General features: G+C 65.9%; 19 protein-coding genes, 2 tRNA genes and 1 pseudogene. 14 read left to right on the top strand and 8 right to left on the bottom strand.

The genetic code is table 11. The annotated features are described in order from the left end of the window. Nucleotides 1-5: 5 nt before the first annotated feature. The 5 genes from SBI67_RS14610 to rpmH all read right to left on the bottom strand — a co-directional run bounded on the left by SBI67_RS14610 (nucleotide 6) and on the right by rpmH (nucleotide 2,565). On the bottom strand, nucleotides 6-560 hold the full coding sequence (locus SBI67_RS14610) for a Jag family protein (protein WP_318981224.1): 555 nt from the start codon (nucleotides 558-560) through the stop codon (nucleotides 6-8). Nucleotides 561-661: 101 nt separating this feature from the next. Next, nucleotides 662-1,702: a membrane protein insertase YidC gene (gene yidC / locus SBI67_RS14615; RefSeq protein ID WP_318981344.1), complete on the bottom strand. Its 1,041-nt coding sequence runs from the start codon at nucleotides 1,700-1,702 to the stop codon at nucleotides 662-664. A gap of 43 nt (nucleotides 1,703-1,745) precedes the next feature. Then, on the bottom strand, nucleotides 1,746-2,030 hold the full coding sequence (yidD, locus tag SBI67_RS14620) for a membrane protein insertion efficiency factor YidD (RefSeq protein ID WP_413232476.1): 285 nt from the start codon (nucleotides 2,028-2,030) through the stop codon (nucleotides 1,746-1,748). Beyond that, entirely contained in the window at nucleotides 2,027-2,401 is a 375-nt protein-coding gene (gene rnpA, locus SBI67_RS14625; protein WP_318981225.1) for a ribonuclease P protein component, read from the bottom strand. Before rnpA ends, yidD begins: the two co-directional genes overlap by 4 nt. Before the next feature lie 20 nt (nucleotides 2,402-2,421). Further along, nucleotides 2,422-2,565: a 50S ribosomal protein L34 gene (gene rpmH, locus SBI67_RS14630; protein WP_073695092.1), complete on the bottom strand. Its 144-nt coding sequence runs from the start codon at nucleotides 2,563-2,565 to the stop codon at nucleotides 2,422-2,424. Nucleotides 2,566-3,195: 630 nt separating this feature from the next. On the opposite strand from rpmH, the gene dnaA reads away from it, so the two are divergent. From dnaA to SBI67_RS14685, 11 genes and pseudogenes are all read left to right on the top strand, one after another. Further along, complete coding sequence (gene dnaA / locus SBI67_RS14635; RefSeq protein ID WP_318981226.1) at nucleotides 3,196-4,635, top strand: chromosomal replication initiator protein DnaA; 1,440 nt, start codon at nucleotides 3,196-3,198, stop codon at nucleotides 4,633-4,635. A gap of 587 nt (nucleotides 4,636-5,222) precedes the next feature. Beyond that, nucleotides 5,223-6,416, top strand: a complete 1,194-nt coding sequence (gene dnaN, locus SBI67_RS14640; protein ID WP_318981227.1) for a DNA polymerase III subunit beta — start codon at nucleotides 5,223-5,225, stop codon at nucleotides 6,414-6,416. A 30-nt stretch (nucleotides 6,417-6,446) separates the two neighbouring features. Beyond that, nucleotides 6,447-7,340 carry a phosphogluconate dehydrogenase (NAD(+)-dependent, decarboxylating) gene (gene gnd / locus SBI67_RS14645; protein WP_318981228.1) on the top strand — a complete coding sequence of 298 codons (894 nt, stop codon included), beginning with the start codon at nucleotides 6,447-6,449 and terminating at the stop codon, nucleotides 7,338-7,340. A gap of 15 nt (nucleotides 7,341-7,355) precedes the next feature. After that, nucleotides 7,356-8,516 carry a DNA replication/repair protein RecF gene (recF, locus tag SBI67_RS14650; RefSeq protein ID WP_318981229.1) on the top strand — a complete coding sequence of 387 codons (1,161 nt, stop codon included), beginning with the start codon at nucleotides 7,356-7,358 and terminating at the stop codon, nucleotides 8,514-8,516. A gap of 41 nt (nucleotides 8,517-8,557) precedes the next feature. Then, a complete protein-coding gene (locus SBI67_RS14655; protein WP_318981346.1) occupies nucleotides 8,558-9,052 on the top strand; it encodes a DUF721 family protein in 495 nt (164 codons plus the stop codon). A gap of 219 nt (nucleotides 9,053-9,271) precedes the next feature. Then, nucleotides 9,272-11,284 carry a DNA topoisomerase (ATP-hydrolyzing) subunit B gene (gyrB, locus tag SBI67_RS14660; RefSeq protein ID WP_318981230.1) on the top strand — a complete coding sequence of 671 codons (2,013 nt, stop codon included), beginning with the start codon at nucleotides 9,272-9,274 and terminating at the stop codon, nucleotides 11,282-11,284. A gap of 25 nt (nucleotides 11,285-11,309) precedes the next feature. After that, nucleotides 11,310-13,829, top strand: a pseudogene (gyrA, locus tag SBI67_RS14665) (DNA gyrase subunit A); the annotation flags it as partial. Nucleotides 13,830-13,995: 166 nt separating this feature from the next. Further along, entirely contained in the window at nucleotides 13,996-14,931 is a 936-nt protein-coding gene (locus SBI67_RS14670) for a DUF3566 domain-containing protein (protein WP_318981232.1), read from the top strand. A 78-nt stretch (nucleotides 14,932-15,009) separates the two neighbouring features. Further along, nucleotides 15,010-15,083, top strand: a tRNA-Ile gene (locus SBI67_RS14675). Nucleotides 15,084-15,206: 123 nt separating this feature from the next. Next, a tRNA-Ala gene (locus SBI67_RS14680) sits at nucleotides 15,207-15,279 on the top strand. 282 nt (nucleotides 15,280-15,561) lie between these two features. Then, nucleotides 15,562-16,179: a hypothetical protein gene (locus SBI67_RS14685; protein WP_318981233.1), complete on the top strand. Its 618-nt coding sequence runs from the start codon at nucleotides 15,562-15,564 to the stop codon at nucleotides 16,177-16,179. Nucleotides 16,180-16,183: 4 nt separating this feature from the next. Here SBI67_RS14685 and cwsA read toward each other — a convergent pair whose 3' ends face one another. Next, nucleotides 16,184-16,510, bottom strand: coding sequence for a cell wall synthesis protein CwsA (gene cwsA, locus SBI67_RS14690; protein ID WP_318981234.1), 327 nt, complete (start codon nucleotides 16,508-16,510; stop codon nucleotides 16,184-16,186). A gap of 131 nt (nucleotides 16,511-16,641) precedes the next feature. Here cwsA and SBI67_RS14695 point away from each other — a divergent pair, with 131 nt between their 5' ends. Beyond that, complete coding sequence (locus SBI67_RS14695) at nucleotides 16,642-17,169, top strand: peptidylprolyl isomerase (RefSeq protein WP_024452499.1); 528 nt, start codon at nucleotides 16,642-16,644, stop codon at nucleotides 17,167-17,169. 78 nt (nucleotides 17,170-17,247) lie between these two features. Here the strand turns inward: SBI67_RS14695 and SBI67_RS14700 are convergent, their stop codons facing one another. Further along, complete coding sequence (locus SBI67_RS14700) at nucleotides 17,248-17,664, bottom strand: PH domain-containing protein (RefSeq protein WP_318981235.1); 417 nt, start codon at nucleotides 17,662-17,664, stop codon at nucleotides 17,248-17,250. Nucleotides 17,665-17,819: 155 nt separating this feature from the next. Continuing rightward, entirely contained in the window at nucleotides 17,820-18,101 is a 282-nt protein-coding gene (gene crgA / locus SBI67_RS14705; protein ID WP_266047949.1) for a cell division protein CrgA, read from the bottom strand. A 39-nt stretch (nucleotides 18,102-18,140) separates the two neighbouring features. On the opposite strand from crgA, the gene SBI67_RS14710 reads away from it, so the two are divergent. Then, on the top strand, nucleotides 18,141-18,938 hold the full coding sequence (locus SBI67_RS14710) for a DUF881 domain-containing protein (RefSeq protein WP_318981236.1): 798 nt from the start codon (nucleotides 18,141-18,143) through the stop codon (nucleotides 18,936-18,938). A 30-nt stretch (nucleotides 18,939-18,968) separates the two neighbouring features. Beyond that, nucleotides 18,969-19,628, top strand: a complete 660-nt coding sequence (locus SBI67_RS14715; protein WP_318981237.1) for an aminodeoxychorismate/anthranilate synthase component II — start codon at nucleotides 18,969-18,971, stop codon at nucleotides 19,626-19,628.

Raw genomic sequence — 19,628 nt, forward strand, 5'->3', positions numbered from 1 at the left:
GTAATTCAGGCCGGCAGTACGACGACGCGGCGGGAGGGCTCTGCACCCTCGCTCTCGCTGCGCACCCCGTCCACAGCGGCCACCGCATCGTGCACGATCTTGCGCTCGAACGGCGTCATCGGCGACAACTCCTCGCGCTCACCCGAGGACGCCACCCGGCGCGCCACCTTGTCGCCCAGCGCCGCCAGTTCATCCCGGCGGCGACGACGCCAGCGCGCGATGTCGAGCATCAGCCTGCTACGCTCGCCCGTCTTCTGGTGCACCGCCAGTCGGGTCAACTCCTGCAACGCATCGAGCACCTCGCCCTTACGGCCGACCAACTTGTTCAGGTCGCTGCCGCCGTCGATGCTCACCACGGCCCGGTCCCCCTCCACGTCGAGGTCGATGTCGCCGTCGAAGTCCAGGAGGTCCAGCAGCTCCTCCAGATAGTCACCCGCGATCTCACCCTCGGCGACGAGTCGCTCCTCGAGATCGTCCGAGCCCCCCGTGCCGGCGTCCACGGTGTCGGCGTCCGCCGCAACCGTCTCCTCGGTGCGCTCGGTGATTTCAGCATCAGTCATATCGTCTTCTCCTTACTCTGCCGATCCGGCACCCGGAACCACTCGTCCCGTCGTCTCTGGCCGTCCGGCTTGGCTTGTTCGCGTCGATTCGCGCAGCTGGGTCAGCGCTTGGGTTTTCGGGTCGGCCGGGCACCCGGTCGCGGCGTCTTGTTCGAGGCGCTGCCACCGGCACTGCCGCCGTCTGTCTTGGACGGTGAATCCTCGACCGAGTCGTCCACCGCACCATCGGCGTCCGCCCCGTCCACAATGGCATCGGACTTCGTGATCTCCTGCGCGGCCTTCTTGGCCCGATTCGGCTTCTTACCCGGCGCGGGGGCGTTCGCCGCGCGGCGCGCGATCGCCTCCTGCTTCTTGGCCTCTTCTTCCTTCTCGATCATGCCGAACACGTAGTGCTGCTGACCGAAGGTCCAGATGTTGTTGGCGAACCAGTACAGGATGATGGCCAGCGGCAGGAACGGACCACCCACCACGACACCCAGCGGGAAGACGTACAGCGCCAGCTTGTTCATCATCGCGGTCTGCGGATTCGCGGCCGCTTCCGGACTCTGCCGGGCCACCGAGGCGCGACTGTTGAAGTAGGTGGCGATGCCGGCCATGATCATCACCGGCAGGCCCACGCCGATGACCGCAGCCCGGTTGAATTCGGTGAACGCGTCCAGACCGGTCGTCTGGATCATGGTGGCGCCCAGCGGTGCACCGAACAGGTTTGCGTCCAGGAAGTGCGCGACGTCGGCCGGGCTGAAGAAGTAGTTGCCGGTGGCCCGGTTCTGCTCGACCGTCAGATGGATCTGGCCGAAACCACCCTGGGTCCGGTTGAACGACCGCAGCACGTGGAACAGTCCGAGGAACACCGGGATCTGCGCCAGCATCGGCAGACAGCCCAGGATGGGGTTGAACCCGTGTTCCTTCTGGAGCTTCTGCATCTCCAGCGCCATCTTCTGGCGGTCCTTGCCGTACTTCTTCTGCAGGGCCTTGATCTGTGGCTGCAGCTCCTGCATCTGCCGCGTGGTGCGGATCTGCCGAACGAACGGTTTGTAGAGGATCGCACGGAGCGAGAACACCAGGAACATCACCGACAACGCCCAGGCGAAGAAGTTCGAGGGGCCGAGCACCAGCGCGAACAGCTTGTACCAGAGCCACATGATGCCCGACACCGGGTAGTAGATGATGTCGAGGCTGAACCAGTTAAACAAGAGAATCGCTCCTGACGACTTCCGCTGAGGTTGCCCCGGCGGAATGTTGGCACCGCTCGGGGATCGGATCCCATCCGCCGCGATGCCATGGCCCACATTTGGCCAGCCGCACCACGGCCAACCATCCGCCGCGGATCAGGCCCCATTCGGTCAAGGCTTCGACGGCGTACGCACTACACGTCGGGGTGAAACGGCACGTGGGTAGTCGCAGTGGCGACACCATCGTGCGGTACAGCTGGATGACGAAGATGACACTCCGGGCGGCGCGACCCGTCACGATCGGGCCCCCGCCGCGTTCCGAGTGCGCTTGAGCGCCGCACGCACCTCCGACTCGAGGCGTGCGGACTGCGCGTCCCGGCTCCCCGGCAGCGCGCGGATGACCACGCGATCGGCGGCATCCAGATCGTCGAGCATCGTGCGCACGACATGACGAAGCCGCCGGGACACCTGATGCCGTTGCACCGCGTTCCCGACGGACTTCGAGACGACGAAACCGATCTTGGGGCCGTCAGATTCCGAACCAGAGGCGACACCGACCCCACCGTGCAATGCATGCACGACGAGGTCGGGCTGAGATGCCCGCGCTCCTTGACGAACCGTGACACCGAAATCAGTCGACCGGGTCATCCGGTTTCGGGCCGGTAGCACCGCCCTGAACCCTGATCGAATCAGGCAGTCAGAGAACGGCGACCCTTGCCGCGCCGAGCCGACACGATGGCGCGCCCGGCACGGGTACGCATCCGCAGACGGAAACCGTGCACACGGGCCCGACGGCGGTTGTTCGGCTGGAAAGTCCGCTTGCCCTTGGCCACGGCTGTTTCTCCTTGTTACATATGGGGTGACCACAACCACACCGCCACGAGAATCCCGTGCCGATGCGACCACGGCCACCATGGGTAAGCTCGTCGATCTCATGTACTAACCGGCGCGGTCCCCAGTTACCCGGGTCGCAGCCGTATCACCACGTGCGGGCGACTGCTCGAGGGTACTGACGAGTTTTCCCTGGGTCAAACCTCGGCCCCGCAGCGGATCTGCGGCTGCGCACGACCATGTACCCCGCCGGTTCCTCCCCGTGGAACTACCCACCCGGAATCGCCTGTGCAATCACAAAAGTCACACGCGTCACCAACTTTACGGTGCCGCGCAGGTCCCTCCCGGCAATGTTGCAGAACGGTTGGCAGTGCGAGAGAAAACTGTTAGCTTCTGGCAATGCCGTTTCGACACCGAGGCGGCGCCGGACACCAGAGCGAGGACAACCACCGGCCGAGAGCCCACACGCCGCCAGGCACGTGACGAGCTCCGACACCCACGTTTTCCACGCCTAACACACAACGCGATAACCACGACTGACCACTATCCACAGACTGTGGATAACTATGTGGACAGTTTGTCGTCGTCGCTCCTGGGCGATGCCCGGGCCAGCTGCAAGGGGGTAAGCGTCGTTGGCCGCGGACCCCGATGCTTCCTTCGGGACGATCTGGAACAACGTCGTCGCCGAACTCACCTCAGCCCTGACGCCGCAGCAGCGGGCCTGGCTCCGGATGGTGCAGCCACTGGTCATCACCGAGGGGTTCGCCCTGCTGTCGGTGCCCACGCCCTTCGTCCAGAACGAGATCGAACGCCATCTGCGTGAGCCGATCGTCGCCTCGCTCAGCCGTCAGCTCGGGCAGCGGGTCGAGTTGGCCGTCCGGATCTCCACCCCGGAACCCGAGCCCGAGACGGCGCCCGCCGACCCTCCTCCCATCGTCGACACCGAAGAGGTCGACGACGACCTGGCGGCCCGCACCAGCGCCGAACAGAGTTGGCCGACCTTCTTCAACCGGCCCCAACCGGCCAGCCCGGAACCCGACGACGTCAGCCTCAACCGGCGCTACACCTTCGAGACGTTCGTCATCGGGGCGTCGAACCGCTTCGCCCACGCCGCCACCCTGGCCATCGCCGAGGCCCCGGCCCGGGCCTACAACCCGTTGTTCATCTGGGGTGAATCCGGTCTGGGCAAGACGCATCTGCTGCACGCTGCAGGCAATTACGCGCAGAAGCTGTTCCCGGGGATGCGGGTGAAGTACGTCTCCACCGAGGAATTCACCAACGACTTCATCAACTCACTGCGCGATGACCGCAAGGCGTCGTTCAAGCGCAGCTACCGGGACATCGACGTGCTGCTGGTCGACGACATCCAGTTCATCGAGGGCAAGGAAGGTATCCAGGAAGAGTTCTTCCACACCTTCAACACCCTGCACAACGCCAACAAGCAGATCGTCATCTCCTCGGACCGGCCGCCGAAAAAGCTGGCAACCCTCGAGGACCGGCTGCGCACCCGCTTCGAGTGGGGCCTGATCACCGATGTCCAGCCGCCCGAGCTGGAAACCCGCATCGCCATCCTGCGCAAGAAAGCGCAGATGGACCGCCTCGACGTACCCGGTGACGTCCTGGAACTGATCGCCAGCCGCATCGAACGCAACATCCGCGAGCTCGAGGGCGCGTTGATCCGCGTCACCGCCTTCGCGTCGTTGAGCAATACCGCCATCGACAAGTCCCTGGCCGAGATCGTGCTGCGCGATCTCATCGCCGACGCCAGCACGGTGCAGATCAGCACTGCGACGATCATGGCCGTCACCGCCGAGTACTTCGAAACCTCCCTCGAGGAACTCCGCGGCCCCGGCAAGACCAGGGCACTGGCCCAGGCCCGCCAGATCGCCATGTATCTGTGCCGCGAGCTCACCGACCTCTCCCTGCCCAAGATCGGTGAGGCGTTCGGCCGTGACCACACCACCGTGATGTATGCCGAACGCAAGATCCGCGACGGAATGGCCGAGCGCCGCGAAATCTTCGATCACGTCAAGGAACTCACCACCCGGATCCGTCAGCGTTCCAAGGGCTGACACCTTCTTTTCTCGCTCTCCCCCGCTCGAGTGCGTGCGGATCACCGCGCAACTCGGCCCCTCGACGTGCGCCCGGAGTCGGCGCCGAGTCCTGCCGGCGCCGTGAAACTTGAAAAAAACTTTGGCCACTATCGCATCGTTTGTCACACGAAATCGGTGTGGATGATGCTGTGGAGAAACTGCGCGCAACCGGCTGGACAACCGCCGTTCACTCCACACCCGCGAAGTTATCCACATCCGTACCCAACAACCGCCCCGGGATTCCACAGCCTGCACACATGCCCATAGCGGTTCCGACCAGCGGCCGCGGGCGACTATCCCCAACCTGCACAGGACCTATTACTGTTGCTTGTATCTCTACCTAGTTCTTTCTTCAGAAGAAGGCTGTTGGGGACACAGCATCACAGGCACGGCTGCGGGCCTGCGGTCTTAGCGAGCGGATGGCTTTCAACTTCGCGTCGAACGCTCTACGGTGGTGATTCGATAACCGGCACGGTCGCCGATCACTTCGCGACTAGGCTCGGAACGACACTGAGCCGTGCGCTCGTGTGCTTGTTGATGCGGTAGATCGAAGGGACGTTATGGACGTGGTGACGACGAATGTTGGTCTCACCGATTTGAAGTTCCGCCTGGTACGCGAAGATTTTGCCGACGCTGTTGCCTGGGTCGCCCGTAACCTGCCGAGCCGTCCCACCGTCCCGGTGCTGGCCGGCGTGCTGCTCACCGGCTCCGACGACGGACTGACGATCTCCGGATACGACTACGAGACTTCCGCCGAGATTCGTGTTCCCGCCGAGATCGCTTCTCCCGGAAGCGTTTTGGTGTCCGGACGGCTGCTCTCGGAGATCACCCGGTCGTTGCCTGCCAAGCCGGTCGACGTCAGTGTCGAGGGCACCCGCGTGTCGCTGAGCTGCGGCAGCGCCCGCTTCTCGCTGCCGACGATGGCGGTGGAGGACTACCCGTCGTTGCCGGCACTGCCGGACGAGACCGGTGTGGTGTCGGCCGACCTGTTCGCTCAGGCCATCGGCCAGGTCGCGGTGGCGGCCGGGCGAGACGACACGCTGCCCATGCTGACCGGCATCCGCGTCGAGATCTCGGGTGAAAAGGTGGTCTTGGCCGCGACGGACCGGTTCCGCCTCGCGGTTCGTGAACTGACCTGGTCGACGGCGGTCGCCGGGGTCGAGGCCGCGGTGCTGGTACCGGCCAAGACTCTGGCCGATGCGGCGAAAGCTGGTACCGCGGGCACCGAGGTGCACCTGGCGCTCGGAGCCGGCGCGGCCGTCGGCAAAGAGGGGCTGCTGGGAATTCGGTCCAACGGCAAACGGACCACCACCCGGCTGTTGGACGCCGAGTTCCCGAAGTTCCGCCAATTGCTGCCCACCGAGCACACCGCGATCGCAACCGTCGGGGTCGCCGAATTGACCGAGGCGATCAAGCGTGTGGCACTGGTTGCCGACCGTGGCGCGCAGGTGCGGATGGAATTCGACACCGATGTGGTGCGGCTGTCCGCCGGTGCCGACGATGTCGGTCGGGCCGAGGAAGACCTGCCGGTGCAGTTCGCCGGTGAGCCGTTGACCATTGCCTTCAACCCCGGATATCTCACCGACGGGTTGAGTTCGTTGCACTCCGAGCGTGTGACGTTCGGCTTCACGACACCGAGCCGTCCCGCGGTGTTGCGGCCGGCGGGCGACAATGATGAGACCGTCGGATCGTCCGGACCGTTCCCGGCCGCCGATACCGACTATGTCTATCTGTTGATGCCGGTTCGTCTTCCTGGCTGACCGGTCCTACGTCGCGTAAAGGGGACGCATATGCAGCTCGGGTTGGTCGGCCTGGGAAAAATGGGTTTCAACATGCGGGAGCGGCTGCGTGGCGGTGGCCATGAGGTGGTCGGGTACGACCCCCGCCCCGAGGTCACCGACGTGCCGAGCCTGGCCGGGTTGGCCGAGGCGCTCGCCGCACCGCGCACCGTCTGGGTCATGGTCCCGTCCGGTGACATCACCCACCAGACCATCGTGGAACTAGCCGAACATCTCGAGCCGGGCGATCTGGTAATCGATGGTGGCAACTCGCGCTACACGGAGGATGCTCCACACGCGAAACTGTTGGGCGACAAGGGAATCGCCTTCATCGATGCGGGTGTGTCGGGTGGCATCTGGGGATTGACAGAAGGCTACGGCCTGATGGTCGGCGGCAGCGACGAGGATATCGCGCGCGCCATGCCCATCTTCGACACCCTGCGGCCGGCGGGCGAGGCCGCGGACGGATTCGTGCACGCCGGGCCGGTCGGTGCCGGTCATTTCACCAAGATGGTGCACAACGGCGTCGAGTACGCACTGATGACCGCCTATGCCGAAGGGTACGAACTGCTGGCGGCGGAGCCGTTGGTCAAAGACCCGGCCGCGGTCTACCAGGCCTGGTCCAACGGCACCGTGGTGCGATCGTGGTTACAGGAGTTGTTGGCCAAGGCGCTCAAGGAAGATCCCGGCCTGGCCAATATCACCGGCTACACCGATGATTCGGGTGAGGGCCGGTGGACCGTGGAAGAAGCCATCCGGTTGCGCGTACCGGTGCCTGGCATCGCTGCGTCGTTGTTCGCCAGATTCCTTTCCCGCCAAGAAGATTCACCGACCATGAAGGCCGTGGCTGCGTTGCGCAACCAGTTCGGCGGGCATGCCGTGCAACGGGTTCACGAGTCGGGCTGACGCCGGGAAGACGATTTGTACGTACGTCATGTGGTGTTGACGGATTTCCGTTCGTGGCCGCGGGCCGATCTCGAGCTGGGTCCCGGTCAGACGGTGTTCGTCGCGCCGAATGGCTACGGGAAGACGAATCTCGTTGAGGCGCTCTGGTATTTGGCGACGCTCGGGTCACACCGGGTGGCCACCGATGCGCCGTTGATCCGGTCCGGTGCGGATCGGGCGGTGGTGTCGGCGATCGTTGCCAACGATGGTCGGGAGCTTGCCGTCGATCTGGAGATCACCGCCGGTCGGGCCAACAAGGCTCGGCTGAACCGCTCACCGGTGCGCACTCCGCGTGAGGTGCTCGGTGTGCTGCGGGCGGTGTTGTTCGCCCCCGAGGACCTCGCGCTGGTGCGCGGCGACCCCGGGGAGCGGCGCCGCTATCTGGACGAGGTCGCCACCACGCGGCGTCCGCGGATCGCCGGCGTGCGGGCCGACTACGACAAGGTCGTGCGGCAGCGGACCGCCCTGCTGAAAACCGCAGGACCCGCACGCTACCGCGGCGACTCCGGCATGCTGGACACCCTCGAGGTGTGGGATGGACACCTGGCATCCCATGGGGCACAACTTCTTTCGGCTCGCGCGGAACTGGTCAACGAGCTGGGACCTGAAGTCGAGAAGGCCTATCAGTTGTTGGCCCCGGCCTCGCGGCCGGCGTCCATCCGGTACCGCAGTGGCACCGAAGCGGTGGAGGGCGCGGCGGCGGCCGGCACCGTCGACCCGGCGGTGTACGAGGCAGCGCTACTCGAGGAACTGGGTCGGCGCCGCTCGGCCGAGCTGGAACGCGGCGTCTGTCTGGTGGGGCCGCACCGCGACGACCTCGAGCTGCGCCTCGGTGATCAACCCGCCAAAGGTTTTGCGAGTCACGGAGAGTCGTGGTCCATGGCGCTGGGTTTACGGCTGGCGTCCTACGAATTGCTGCGCACCGACGGAACCGATCCGGTGCTGCTGCTCGACGACGTGTTCGCCGAGCTGGACAGCGCCCGCCGCCAAGCGTTGGCCAAGGTCGCGGCATCAGCCGAACAGGTTCTGGTCACCGCGGCGGTACCCGACGACCTGCCGGACAATTGGGATGCCCGGCGGATACTGGTGGGGATGCGCGACGATGACACGGGACGGATATCGGAGGTGCTGGAGTGAGCGACCCGGTAGGAGAGACGTCACCGGAGGATCCGCGCGACATGGTGCGCCGGGTGCTCGAGGAGGCCCGCGGTGCCGCGCGCAGCCAGGGCAAGGACGTGGGACGCGGCCGGACGTCACCGGCCCGGCGGACCGGACAAGCCGGCAAGCGACGCAGCTGGTCCGGACCAGGACCCGATGTACGTGATCCGCAGCCGTTCGGGACGGCGACGAGGGACCTGGCGCAATCCCGCGGCTGGTCCAAACAGGTGGCCGAAGGTTCGGTGTTGGGTCAGTGGAAGGTGGTGGTCGGTCCGGATATCGCCGACCACGCCGTCCCGACCGGCCTGCGCGACGGGGTGCTCACCGTCGCCGCTGAGTCCACCGCGTGGGCCACGCAGCTGCGGATGATGCAGGCGCAGATTCTGGCCAAGATTGCTGCGGCCGTCGGGGATGGGGTGGTGACCTCGGTGAAGATCCTCGGACCCCAGGCCCCGTCCTGGAAAAAGGGCCGCTATCACATCGCCGGCCGGGGTCCACGAGACACGTACGGATAGCTGCCGGCGTGGGTCGCTGAAAGCCGCCAGAACCCCGCGAAGGACTTCCTCAGGCGTCAGGACGCACCCAGGACCGAGAAATTCCACAGACGCCGCGTTTAGGTGCGTGGAAACGCCGCCACAGATTCAGTGCCGTGCGAATGTGCCGGTAGACTGTGACCAGATCTGTGGGTGGTAGTCGCTACCGCCCCCCGCGAACCCCAAGGAGACGCGTCCAACGTGGCTGCCCAGAATGAGTACGGTGCCGATTCGATCAAAGTGCTCGAAGGCCTCGAAGCGGTCCGCAAACGTCCTGGCATGTACATCGGTTCCACCGGTGAGCGAGGTCTGCACCACCTGGTCTGGGAAGTCGTCGACAACGCCGTAGACGAGGCGATGGCCGGTTTCGCTACCAAGGTGGACGTACGCCTGCTCGAGGACGGCGGCGTCCAGGTCACCGACGACGGCCGCGGCATCCCGGTGGCCATGCACGCCACCGGCATCCCCACCATCGACGTGGTGATGACCGTGCTGCACGCCGGCGGCAAGTTCGAAGAGGGCGCCTACCAGGTGTCCGGTGGTCTGCACGGCGTCGGCGTCTCGGTGGTCAACGCGCTGTCCACCCGACTGGAAGCCGACGTGCGCACCGACGGCCACGAATGGTTCCAGACCTACGACCGGTCGGTGCCCGGCACCCTGCGCCAGGGTGAGAAGACCAAGAAGACCGGTACCACCATCCGGTTCTGGGCTGACCCGGACATCTTCGAGACCACCACCTATGACTTCGAGACCATTGCCCGGCGCCTGCAGGAGATGGCCTTCCTGAACAAGGGCCTGACCATCGAGCTCACCGATGAGCGGGTCACCCCGGAAGAAGTGGTCGACGAGGTGGTCGGCGATACCGCCGAGGCGCCGAAGTCCGCGGAGGAGAAGGCCGCGGAAGCCGCGGCACCGCACAAGGTCAAGCACCGGACCTTCCACTACCCCGGCGGCCTGGTGGATTTCGTCAAGCACATCAACCGCACCAAGACCGCGATCCAGCCCAGCGTCATCGATTTCGACGGTAAGGGCCCCGGCCACGAGGTCGAGGTCGCGATGCAGTGGAACGCCGGCTACTCGGAGTCGGTACACACCTTCGCCAACACCATCAACACCCACGAGGGCGGCACCCACGAAGAGGGTTTCCGCGCGGCGCTGACCACCGTGGTGAACAAGTACGCCAAGGACAAGAAGCTCCTCAAGGACAAGGACCCCAACCTCACCGGTGACGACATCCGCGAAGGCCTGGCCGCCGTCATCTCGGTGAAGGTGGCCCAGCCCCAGTTCGAGGGTCAGACCAAGACCAAGCTCGGCAACACCGAGGTGAAGTCCTTCGTCCAGAAAATCTGCAACGAAGAACTGCAGCACTGGTTCGACGCCAACCCTGCTGAAGCCAAAACCGTTGTCAACAAAGCGGTTTCGTCAGCACAAGCCCGCATCGCCGCGCGTAAGGCGCGGGAGCTGGTGCGGCGCAAGAGTGCCACCGACATCGGCGGGTTGCCCGGCAAGCTGGCCGACTGCCGGTCCACCGACCCGAGCAAATCCGAACTCTATGTGGTGGAGGGTGACTCGGCCGGTGGCTCGGCCAAGAGCGGCCGGGACTCGATGTTCCAGGCCATCCTGCCGCTGCGCGGCAAGATCATCAACGTCGAGAAGGCCCGCATCGACCGCGTGCTGAAGAACACCGAAGTCCAGGCGATCATCACCGCGCTGGGTACCGGTATCCACGACGAGTTCGACATCACGAAACTGCGCTACCACAAGATCGTGCTGATGGCCGACGCCGACGTCGACGGCCAGCACATCTCCACCCTGCTGCTGACACTGCTGTTCCGGTTCATGAAGCCGCTGGTGGAGAACGGGCACATCTTCCTGGCGCAGCCGCCGCTGTACAAGCTGAAATGGCAACGCAGCGAACCGGAATTCGCCTACTCCGACCGCGAGCGTGACGGTCTGCTCGAGGCAGGCAAGAAGGCCGGCAAGCGGATCAACACCGACGACGGTATCCAGCGGTACAAGGGTCTCGGTGAGATGGACGCCAAGGAACTGTGGGAGACCACCATGGACCCGTCGGTGCGGGTGCTGCGCCAGGTCACCCTCGACGACGCCGCCGCGGCCGACGAACTGTTCTCCATCCTGATGGGCGAGGACGTCGAGGCGCGCCGCAGCTTCATCACCCGAAATGCCAAAGACGTTCGATTCCTTGACGTTTAGTCGTCTGACCCACTGAGGAAATTTCATGACTGACACCACGTTGCCCCCCGGCGACGGCACGTCCGACCGCATCGAACCGGTCGATATCCAGCACGAGATGCAGCGCAGCTACATCGATTACGCGATGAGCGTCATCGTCGGCCGCGCGCTGCCCGAGGTCCGCGACGGCCTTAAGCCGGTACACCGGCGGGTGCTCTACGCCATGTACGACTCCGGTTTCCGGCCGGACCGCAGCCATGCCAAATCGGCGCGCTCGGTGGCCGAGACGATGGGTAACTACCACCCGCACGGCGACGCGTCGATCTACGACACCCTGGTCCGGATGGCCCAGCCGTGGTCGCTGCGCTACCCGCTGGTCGACGGCCAGGGCAACTTCGGCTCACCGGGCAACGACCCCGCCGCCGCCATGCGGTACACCGAGGCCAGGCTCACCCCGCTGGCCATGGAGATGTTGCGCGAAATCGACGAGGAGACAGTCGATTTCATCCCCAACTACGACGGCCGGGTGCAGGAGCCGACGGTTCTGCCCAGCCGGTTCCCCAACCTGCTGGCCAACGGTTCCGGCGGTATCGCCGTCGGGATGGCCACCAACATCCCGCCGCACAACCTCAACGAGCTCGCCGAGGCCGTGTACTGGTGCCTGGAGAACCATGAGGCCGACGAAGAGGCCACCCTGGCCGCGGTGTGTGAGCGCGTCAAGGGCCCCGATTTCCCCACCAGCGGTCTGATCGTCGGTACCCAGGGCATCAACGACACCTACACCACGGGCCGCGGATCGATCCGGATGCGCGGCGTGGTCGAGATCGAGGAGGACTCGCGCGGGCGCACCTCGATCGTCATCACCGAACTGCCCTACCAGGTCAACCACGACAACTTCATCACCTCGATCGCCGAACAGGTCCGCGACGCCAAGCTGACCGGGATCTCCAATATCGAGGACCAGTCCAGTGACCGGGTGGGTCTGCGGATCGTGGTGGAGCTCAAGCGCGATGCGGTCGCCAAGGTGGTGCTGAACAACCTCTACAAGCACACCCAGCTGCAGACCAGCTTCGGTGCCAACATGTTGTCCATCGTCGACGGCGTGCCGCGCACCCTGCGGCTGGATCAGATGATCCGGTATTACGTTGCGCACCAACTCGATGTGATCATCCGGCGCACCCGGTACCGGCTGCGCAAGGCCAACGAACGCGCCCACATCCTGCGTGGTCTGGTCAAGGCGCTCGACGCCCTCGACGAGGTCATCGCGTTGATCCGGGCGTCGGCCAATGCCGATGTCGCGCGCAGCGGGTTGATGGAACTGCTCGACGTCGACGAGATCCAGGCCCAAGCCATCCTCGACATGCAGCTGCGCCGGCTGGCCGCCCTGGAACGCCAGCGCATCGTCGACGACCTGGCCAAGATCGAAGCCGAGATCGCCGACCTCGAGGACATCCTGGCCAAGCCGGAGCGTCAGCGCGCCATCGTGCGCGACGAGCTCAAGGAGATCGTCGAGAAGCACGGTGACGAACGTCGTACCCGGATCATCGCCGCGGACGGTGACGTCACCGACGAAGACCTCATCCAGCGTGAGGACGTCGTCGTCACCATCACCGAGACCGGATACGCCAAGCGCACCAAGACCGATCTGTACCGCAGCCAGAAGCGCGGCGGTAAGGGTGTGCAGGGCGCGGGTCTCAAGCAGGACGACATCGTCAACCACTTCTTCGTGTGCTCGACGCATGACTGGATCCTGTTCTTCACCACCCAGGGCCGGGTGTACCGGGCCAAGGCATATGACCTGCCGGAGGCGTCACGCACGGCGCGGGGCCAGCATGTGGCCAACCTGTTGGCCTTCCAGCCCGAGGAACGTATCGCTCAGGTCATCCAGATCAAGAGCTACGAGGACGCGCCGTATCTGGTGCTGGCCACCCGCAACGGTCTGGTGAAGAAGTCCAAGCTGATCGATTTCGATTCGAACCGCTCGGGCGGCATCGTCGCGATCAACCTGCGTGAAGGCGACGAACTGGTCGGCGCCGTGCTCTGCTCGGCCGAGGACGACCTGCTGCTGGTCTCGGCCAACGGGCAGTCCATCCGGTTCTCGGCCACCGACGAGGCGCTGCGGCCGATGGGCCGGGCCACCTCGGGTGTGCAGGGCATGCGGTTCAACGAGGATGACCGGTTGTTGTCGCTCAACGTGGTCCGGGAGGGCACTTACCTACTCGTCGCGACGGCCGGCGGGTACGCCAAGCGCACCGACATCGAGGAGTACACGGTGCAGGGCCGCGGTGGTAAGGGCATCTTGACCATCCAGTACGACCGGCGCCGCGGCAGTTTGGTGGGTGCGCTGATCGTCGACGATGACACCGAGCTGTACGCCATCACCTCCGGTGGTGGTGTGATCCGCACGGCGGCACGTCAGGTGCGCAAGGCCGGCCGGCAGACCAAGGGTGTGCGCTTGATGAACCTCGGTGAGGGCGACACACTGATTGCCATCGCACACAACGCGGAGGAATCCGACGAGGCCGATGCTGTCGACGTGGAAGGCGGCGACGTCGAAACAGCCGAGGTCGAAGCAGGCGGCGTGGAAGCCTCCGAGGGCGAAGCGGTCGAGGCCGAAGGCGATCAGGCCGCTGGCGATGAGTCGACGGACGCGTAGCGTGACTGCCGGATGCCACTGCGGCAGTACCGCCAGCACCCAGCCCTCCGGGGCTTTGAGCTAAGGAGCACCTCAGGTGACGTCACCGAAGGAACCCGGCCACTCGCGGCCCAGCGAGGGCCCCGGTAGCGCCAACGGCGCGGCCGGGGTGCCGGGTGCGGTCCCCGAGGGTGAAGTGCCCCCGTGGCAGCGCGGGCCGGCGGCCCGGGCTTCGGCCGGCAGGCCGGCAGATTCGGCTGGAGCCGGCAGGCCGGCAGATTCGGCTGGGGCCGGCAGGCCGGCTGATTCGGCTCCCGCCGGCAGGCCGGCTGAGGGCACCAATGCCCCGCGTCCGGCCGAAGGCGCCCGTCCCACCGAGGGCGGGAACCGTCCGGCGCATCCCCAAGGGGTCGATGCCAGGCTGAACCGGTTCATCGCCGGGGGCAGTGCACCGGCCCGGGAGACGCCCGCCGGTCCCCCGCAGAACGCGCCGCGGGAGACCGAGGTGTTGCCCGCCCGCACCGAGCGGCCGGAGCCCACCCGGTCGGAGAACTACGCCAGTGAGCTGCCGGACCTGTCCGGCCCGCCACCGCGCCCGGCGCGCGCCGCGGCGGCCGAATCTCGGCCCGCTCCCCCGCCCGGGCGGGTACAGGTGGCCAACCGCAAACAGGGTCCGGTGCGGGCCAGCATGCAGATCCGGCGCATCGATCCGTGGAGCACGCTGAAGGTTTCGCTGGTGCTCTCGGCTGCGCTGTTCTTCGTCTGGATGATCGCCGTGGCGTTCCTGTACCTGGTGCTCGGCGGCATGGGCGTGTGGAGCAAGCTGAACAGCAACGTCGGCGATCTGCTCACCAGCAACAGCGGCACCGGCGGCGAATTGGTCTCCAGCGGAACGATTTTCGGCGGTGCCGCACTGATCGGTCTGGTGAACATCGTGCTGCTGACCGCGATGGCGACCGCCGGTGCTTTCATCTACAACCTCACCACCGACCTGGTGGGCGGGGTCGAGGTGACGCTGGCGGATCGGGATTGATTTCACGCGGTTTGGGAAGACGGGGCCCGTTACGGTAATCTCGTCGCTCGGCCGGTCAGAGAAATCGAGTGGTCACACGGGCCTATAGCTCAGGCGGTTAGAGCGCTTCGCTGATAACGAAGAGGTCGGAGGTTCGAGTCCTCCTAGGCCCACGGAAGGGTTACACCATGAAGCTGGTGGTAGTGCTCGCGGCAGTTCTGGCCGCAGCCGTCGTGTGGCGATCGCGACACGGCGCCGAAGTCTGGCACACCGCCGCAGACCCTGCGAACCCCTAAGGGGCCTTAGCTCAGTTGGTAGAGCGCTGCCTTTGCAAGGCAGATGTCAGGAGTTCGAATCTCCTAGGCTCCACAACCGCTCTTCTCTCGGCGCGCGCCGGAATCTCCCCATCGACCGCTTCGCGGATTCGGTTGCGCGCGCCCAATTTTCGTTAAGGTAACCGCGCAATCTCTTAGTAGCCGTTTAGTAAACCGGCCATGCTCTCACCAAACCGCCACAGGGCGGTGCAGCGAAACGCATAGGGTTCGAATGGTGACCGTCCCGTGTTAAAAACGTGACCTTTGTAGCCCACCGTTACCAAAGTGACATTGCCGCGCGACGCGGACGATGCCGTCGGGGAACAAGGGGAACGACATGACGATTGCGCTGTACCACCAGACCCTGCCGGACTGGGCCTCCCGCCGGACACTCGGCCGCGCGGTGGTGCGCATCGGCGACGTGCTCGCCACGGTGCTGCGCCCGGTGCTCGTCGCGGTGGCCATCATGATCGCCGCGATGTGGTGGTCCATGCCCAAGGCCGCAGCCGATCCCGTCAACACCGTCCTCAGCGATGTCGGCGTGGGCAACAACGGGCCCATCAGCTCGATGATCGCGCAACTGGGCGAGATGTTCTGCCCGCTGATCGCGCAGGCCGGCAGCAACTTCGCCAACAACTCCTACAGCGCCAACGGCAACGGCCTCGGTGGCGCGGTGGCCGGTGGCGTCACCAACCTCGTCATCCAGAACCAGTGCCCGTCCTGGATCAACTCACTTGCTAACGGGCACTTGCCAGGAGCCCTCACGGGCGCGGCGTCGGCCATCAACCCGATGCAGAGTGTCACCGGCGCGGCGACCGATCCACTGCAGACGCTGTCCGGCGTGACCAACACTGCCGGACTGAACATCCCGGCGTTGCCGAGCACCGGGCTGCCCAGTGCCGGGTTGCCGGCCGGATTGCCCATCACGGGGCTGCCCAGCAGCCCGCTGGGCTGACGCCCTACGGCTTGGGCGTGACCTCGACACTGGGCGGCAGCGACGACGGCTCCGGGCGGGTCGACCGGCGCACGATGGAGAACGTCGCCGCCCCACCGGCGAGCACCACGGCCCCGATCGCGATCCACAGCAGCGGCTTGCGCCGGCGCGGCTCGGGCACCACGTCCTCCTTGCGGAGCTTGCGCCCCAGCCACGACACCGACGACAACGCCGAGCTCACACCCACGCCCAAGGCGCCCCGGGTGAGGTCCGCCGGGCCCACCACGGAGTACTTCAGACCACGCGCGAGCCGTTGTCCCGACGTCAGCCGGACATCCGTGTTGGAACTCATGGGCACCTCTTTCGCAGGCGGGCGGGAAAACGCCTCCCCAGCCTGCCACCAAACCCTGCCGACGCGGTACGGGTGCGCTGCCGGAGGGGCCTCGAAAGGCGCCCACAAGACCGGATGGCAGACTGCAATCCGTGACGAGCCCCATTCAGACAGCCACCGCGACGCTGCACACCAACCGCGGCGACATCAAGATCGCCCTGTTCGGTAACCACGCCCCCAAGACGGTCGCCAACTTCGTCGGCCTCGCGCAGGGCACCAAGGACTACAGCACCGAGAACGCCTCGGGCAGCACCTCCGGCCCGTTCTACGACGGCGCCGTGTTCCACCGTGTCATCGACGGATTCATGATCCAGGGCGGTGACCCGACCGGCACCGGGCGCGGCGGCCCCGGCTACCAGTTCGCCGACGAGTTCCACCCGGAACTGCAGTTCGACAAGCCGTACCTGCTGGCCATGGCCAACGCCGGGCCGGGCACCAACGGCTCGCAGTTCTTCATCACCGTCGGCAAGACCCCGCACCTGAACCGCCGGCACACCATCTTCGGTGAGGTCGTCGACGAGGCCTCGCAGAAGGTCGTCGACGCCATCGCCACCACGGCGACCGACCGCAGCGACCGGCCCACCGAGCCGGTGGTGATCGAGTCCGTCACCATCTCCTGAGCTTCACCATTTGTGCGGTTCCATACGCCTCGCCCCGCGCGTCGCGTATGGAACCGCACTTTTGTATTGAAGGCTGGGTCAGCGGCCCGCGTACCCGGCATCGGTGAGCGCGTCGAGCACGTCCAGCGGGCTGGTGCCCAGATCCCAGCGGGTGAACACGTAGAGCCGATCGTCGGCGGTGTCGATCTCGAGTAGCCGGACCTTGCGGGCCAGCCGGCGGAATTCGGTGATCCGGATGGTCGCGATATCGGCCCGGCGCAACGTCCGGCTGCGCCACCAACCGCGGACCACCACACCCTCACCGGAGATTGCCAGCTTCGGCCGGCTCACCCACGACATCGTTGCAAAGGCCAGCAACCCCACCGCGGCAACACCGCCCAGGACACGTCCGGGGCCGTCTGTGACCACAGTCACAACGGCTACGGCCATCACAGCTCCGGCAAATCCGATGCCAAGAATCCCTGCGGGCTTAGGCCCCCACATTGTTTGCTGCATGGCGTCAGAACCCGGTCCTACCGCGGGGTTTGCAGTTATCCACAGGCGCTATCCCCAATGGGGATGAATCACAACGTTGTGATTGGGTGACGCCGCGGTAGCCAGCTGGGTAACAGTTCGAAGCCAGAATGAATTCATTCCGGCGGAGTGCCACCTCAGCGCCACCGCATGGTGAGCAACAACCCTGTGATCATGAAAGCAAAGGCGATCGCGTAGTTCCACGGGCCGAGGTCGGCCATCCAGTGCAGCCACGTCGGAGCGTTCAGGCCGGTGGCGCCCAGCTGGAACACCAGCAGCCAGAACAGCCCGATCAGCATCAACCCCACGAACAGCACCACGAACCACACGCTCGACGGCCCGGCCTTCACCTTCACCGGGGTCCGGCTCACCGGGTTGATGGTGAAGTCGTTCTTCTTGCGAACTTTGGACTTGGGCATGGTTACCTTTGGAGACGATGGAACACGTGGCCGGATGGGATGCCGGCATTGACCACTGAGCCTAACGCAGCGTCCGCCCCCGCCGAGAATTCTGGGAGACCGCGCTCGGCCTGGCGTTTCGGCGTGCCGGTGGTGTGTCTGCTCGCGGGTCTGCTGTTGGCGGCGACGCATGGCGTGTCCGGCGGCGGTGAGATCCGGCGCAGTGACGCGCCGCGGTTGGTGGACCTGGTGCGTGAGGCGCAGATCGGGGTGGATCGGCTCGCTGCGCAGCGTGATCAGCTGGTCACCGCCATCGACAATCACCACGGCGGCTCCCCCGGCGCCGACGCCGCCCTACACGCCATCACCACGCGTTCCGATCGGCTGGCCGAACAGGCCGGGCTGAACCCCGAACGCGGGCCCGGGCTGGTGATCACCCTCAACGACGCGCAACGCGACGCGGAGGGCCGCTTCCCGCGCGACGCCGCGCCGGACGACCTGGTGGTGCACCAGCAGGACATCGTGGCCGTCCTCAACGCGCTGTGGAGCGCCGGCGCCGACGGCATCCAGGTCCAGGATCAGCGGATCATCGGCACGTCGGTGCCGCGCTGCGTCGGCAACACGTTGCTGCTGGGCGGACGCACCTACAGCCCGCCGTATGTCATCACCGCGATCGGTGACGTGCCGGCCATGCAGGCCGCATTGGCCGCCGCCCCGCTGGTGACCCTCTACAAGCAGTACGTCGTGCGGTTCGGCCTGGGCTACAGCGAGGTGGCGCAACCGTCGGTGGAGCTGGCCGGATACACCGCGCCGGTCCGGATGAAGTACGCCAAGCCCGCCGGACCGCTCGGGTATTAACCGGTTGGTTCGTCGCAGTAGCCTGGTCGCATGCAGGTTCTGGTCGTCGACAACTACGACAGCTTCGTATTCAACCTGGTCCAGTACCTGGGTCAGCTCGGCGTGCACGCGCAGGTCTGGCGCAATGACGACGAGCGGCTGGCCGATCCACGCGCCATCGCCGAGCAGTTCGACGGCATCCTGCTCTCCCCCGGCCCCGGCACCCCGGAACGCGCCGGGGCGTCCATCCCGCTGGTGCATGCCGCCGCCGATACCGGCACTGCGCTGCTCGGCGTGTGCCTGGGACACCAGGCCATCGGGGTGGCGTTCGGGGGCACGGTGGACCGCGCGCCGGAACTGTTACACGGTAAGACCAGCCTGGTGCACCACTCCGATGTCGGTGTGCTGCAAGGCCTTCCGGATCCCTTCACCGCCACGCGGTACCACTCGCTGACCATCCTGCCGGAGACCAAACCGGACGTGTTGGAGGCCATCGGGCACACCGACTCCGGCGTCATCATGGCCGTCCGGCACACCGAGCTACCCATCCACGGCGTGCAGTTCCATCCGGAATCCATCCTCACCGAGGGCGGGCACCGGATGCTGGCCAACTGGCTGGGCTTCTGCGGGCAGGCCCCCGACGAGCAGCTGGTCCGCCGCCTCGAGCAGGAAGTCGCCGATACCGTGGCGGCCGCTACGACAGTCGGCTGA

Source organism: Mycolicibacterium chengduense, from assembly GCF_033741155.1.
GTDB lineage: Bacteria > Actinomycetota > Actinomycetes > Mycobacteriales > Mycobacteriaceae > Mycobacterium.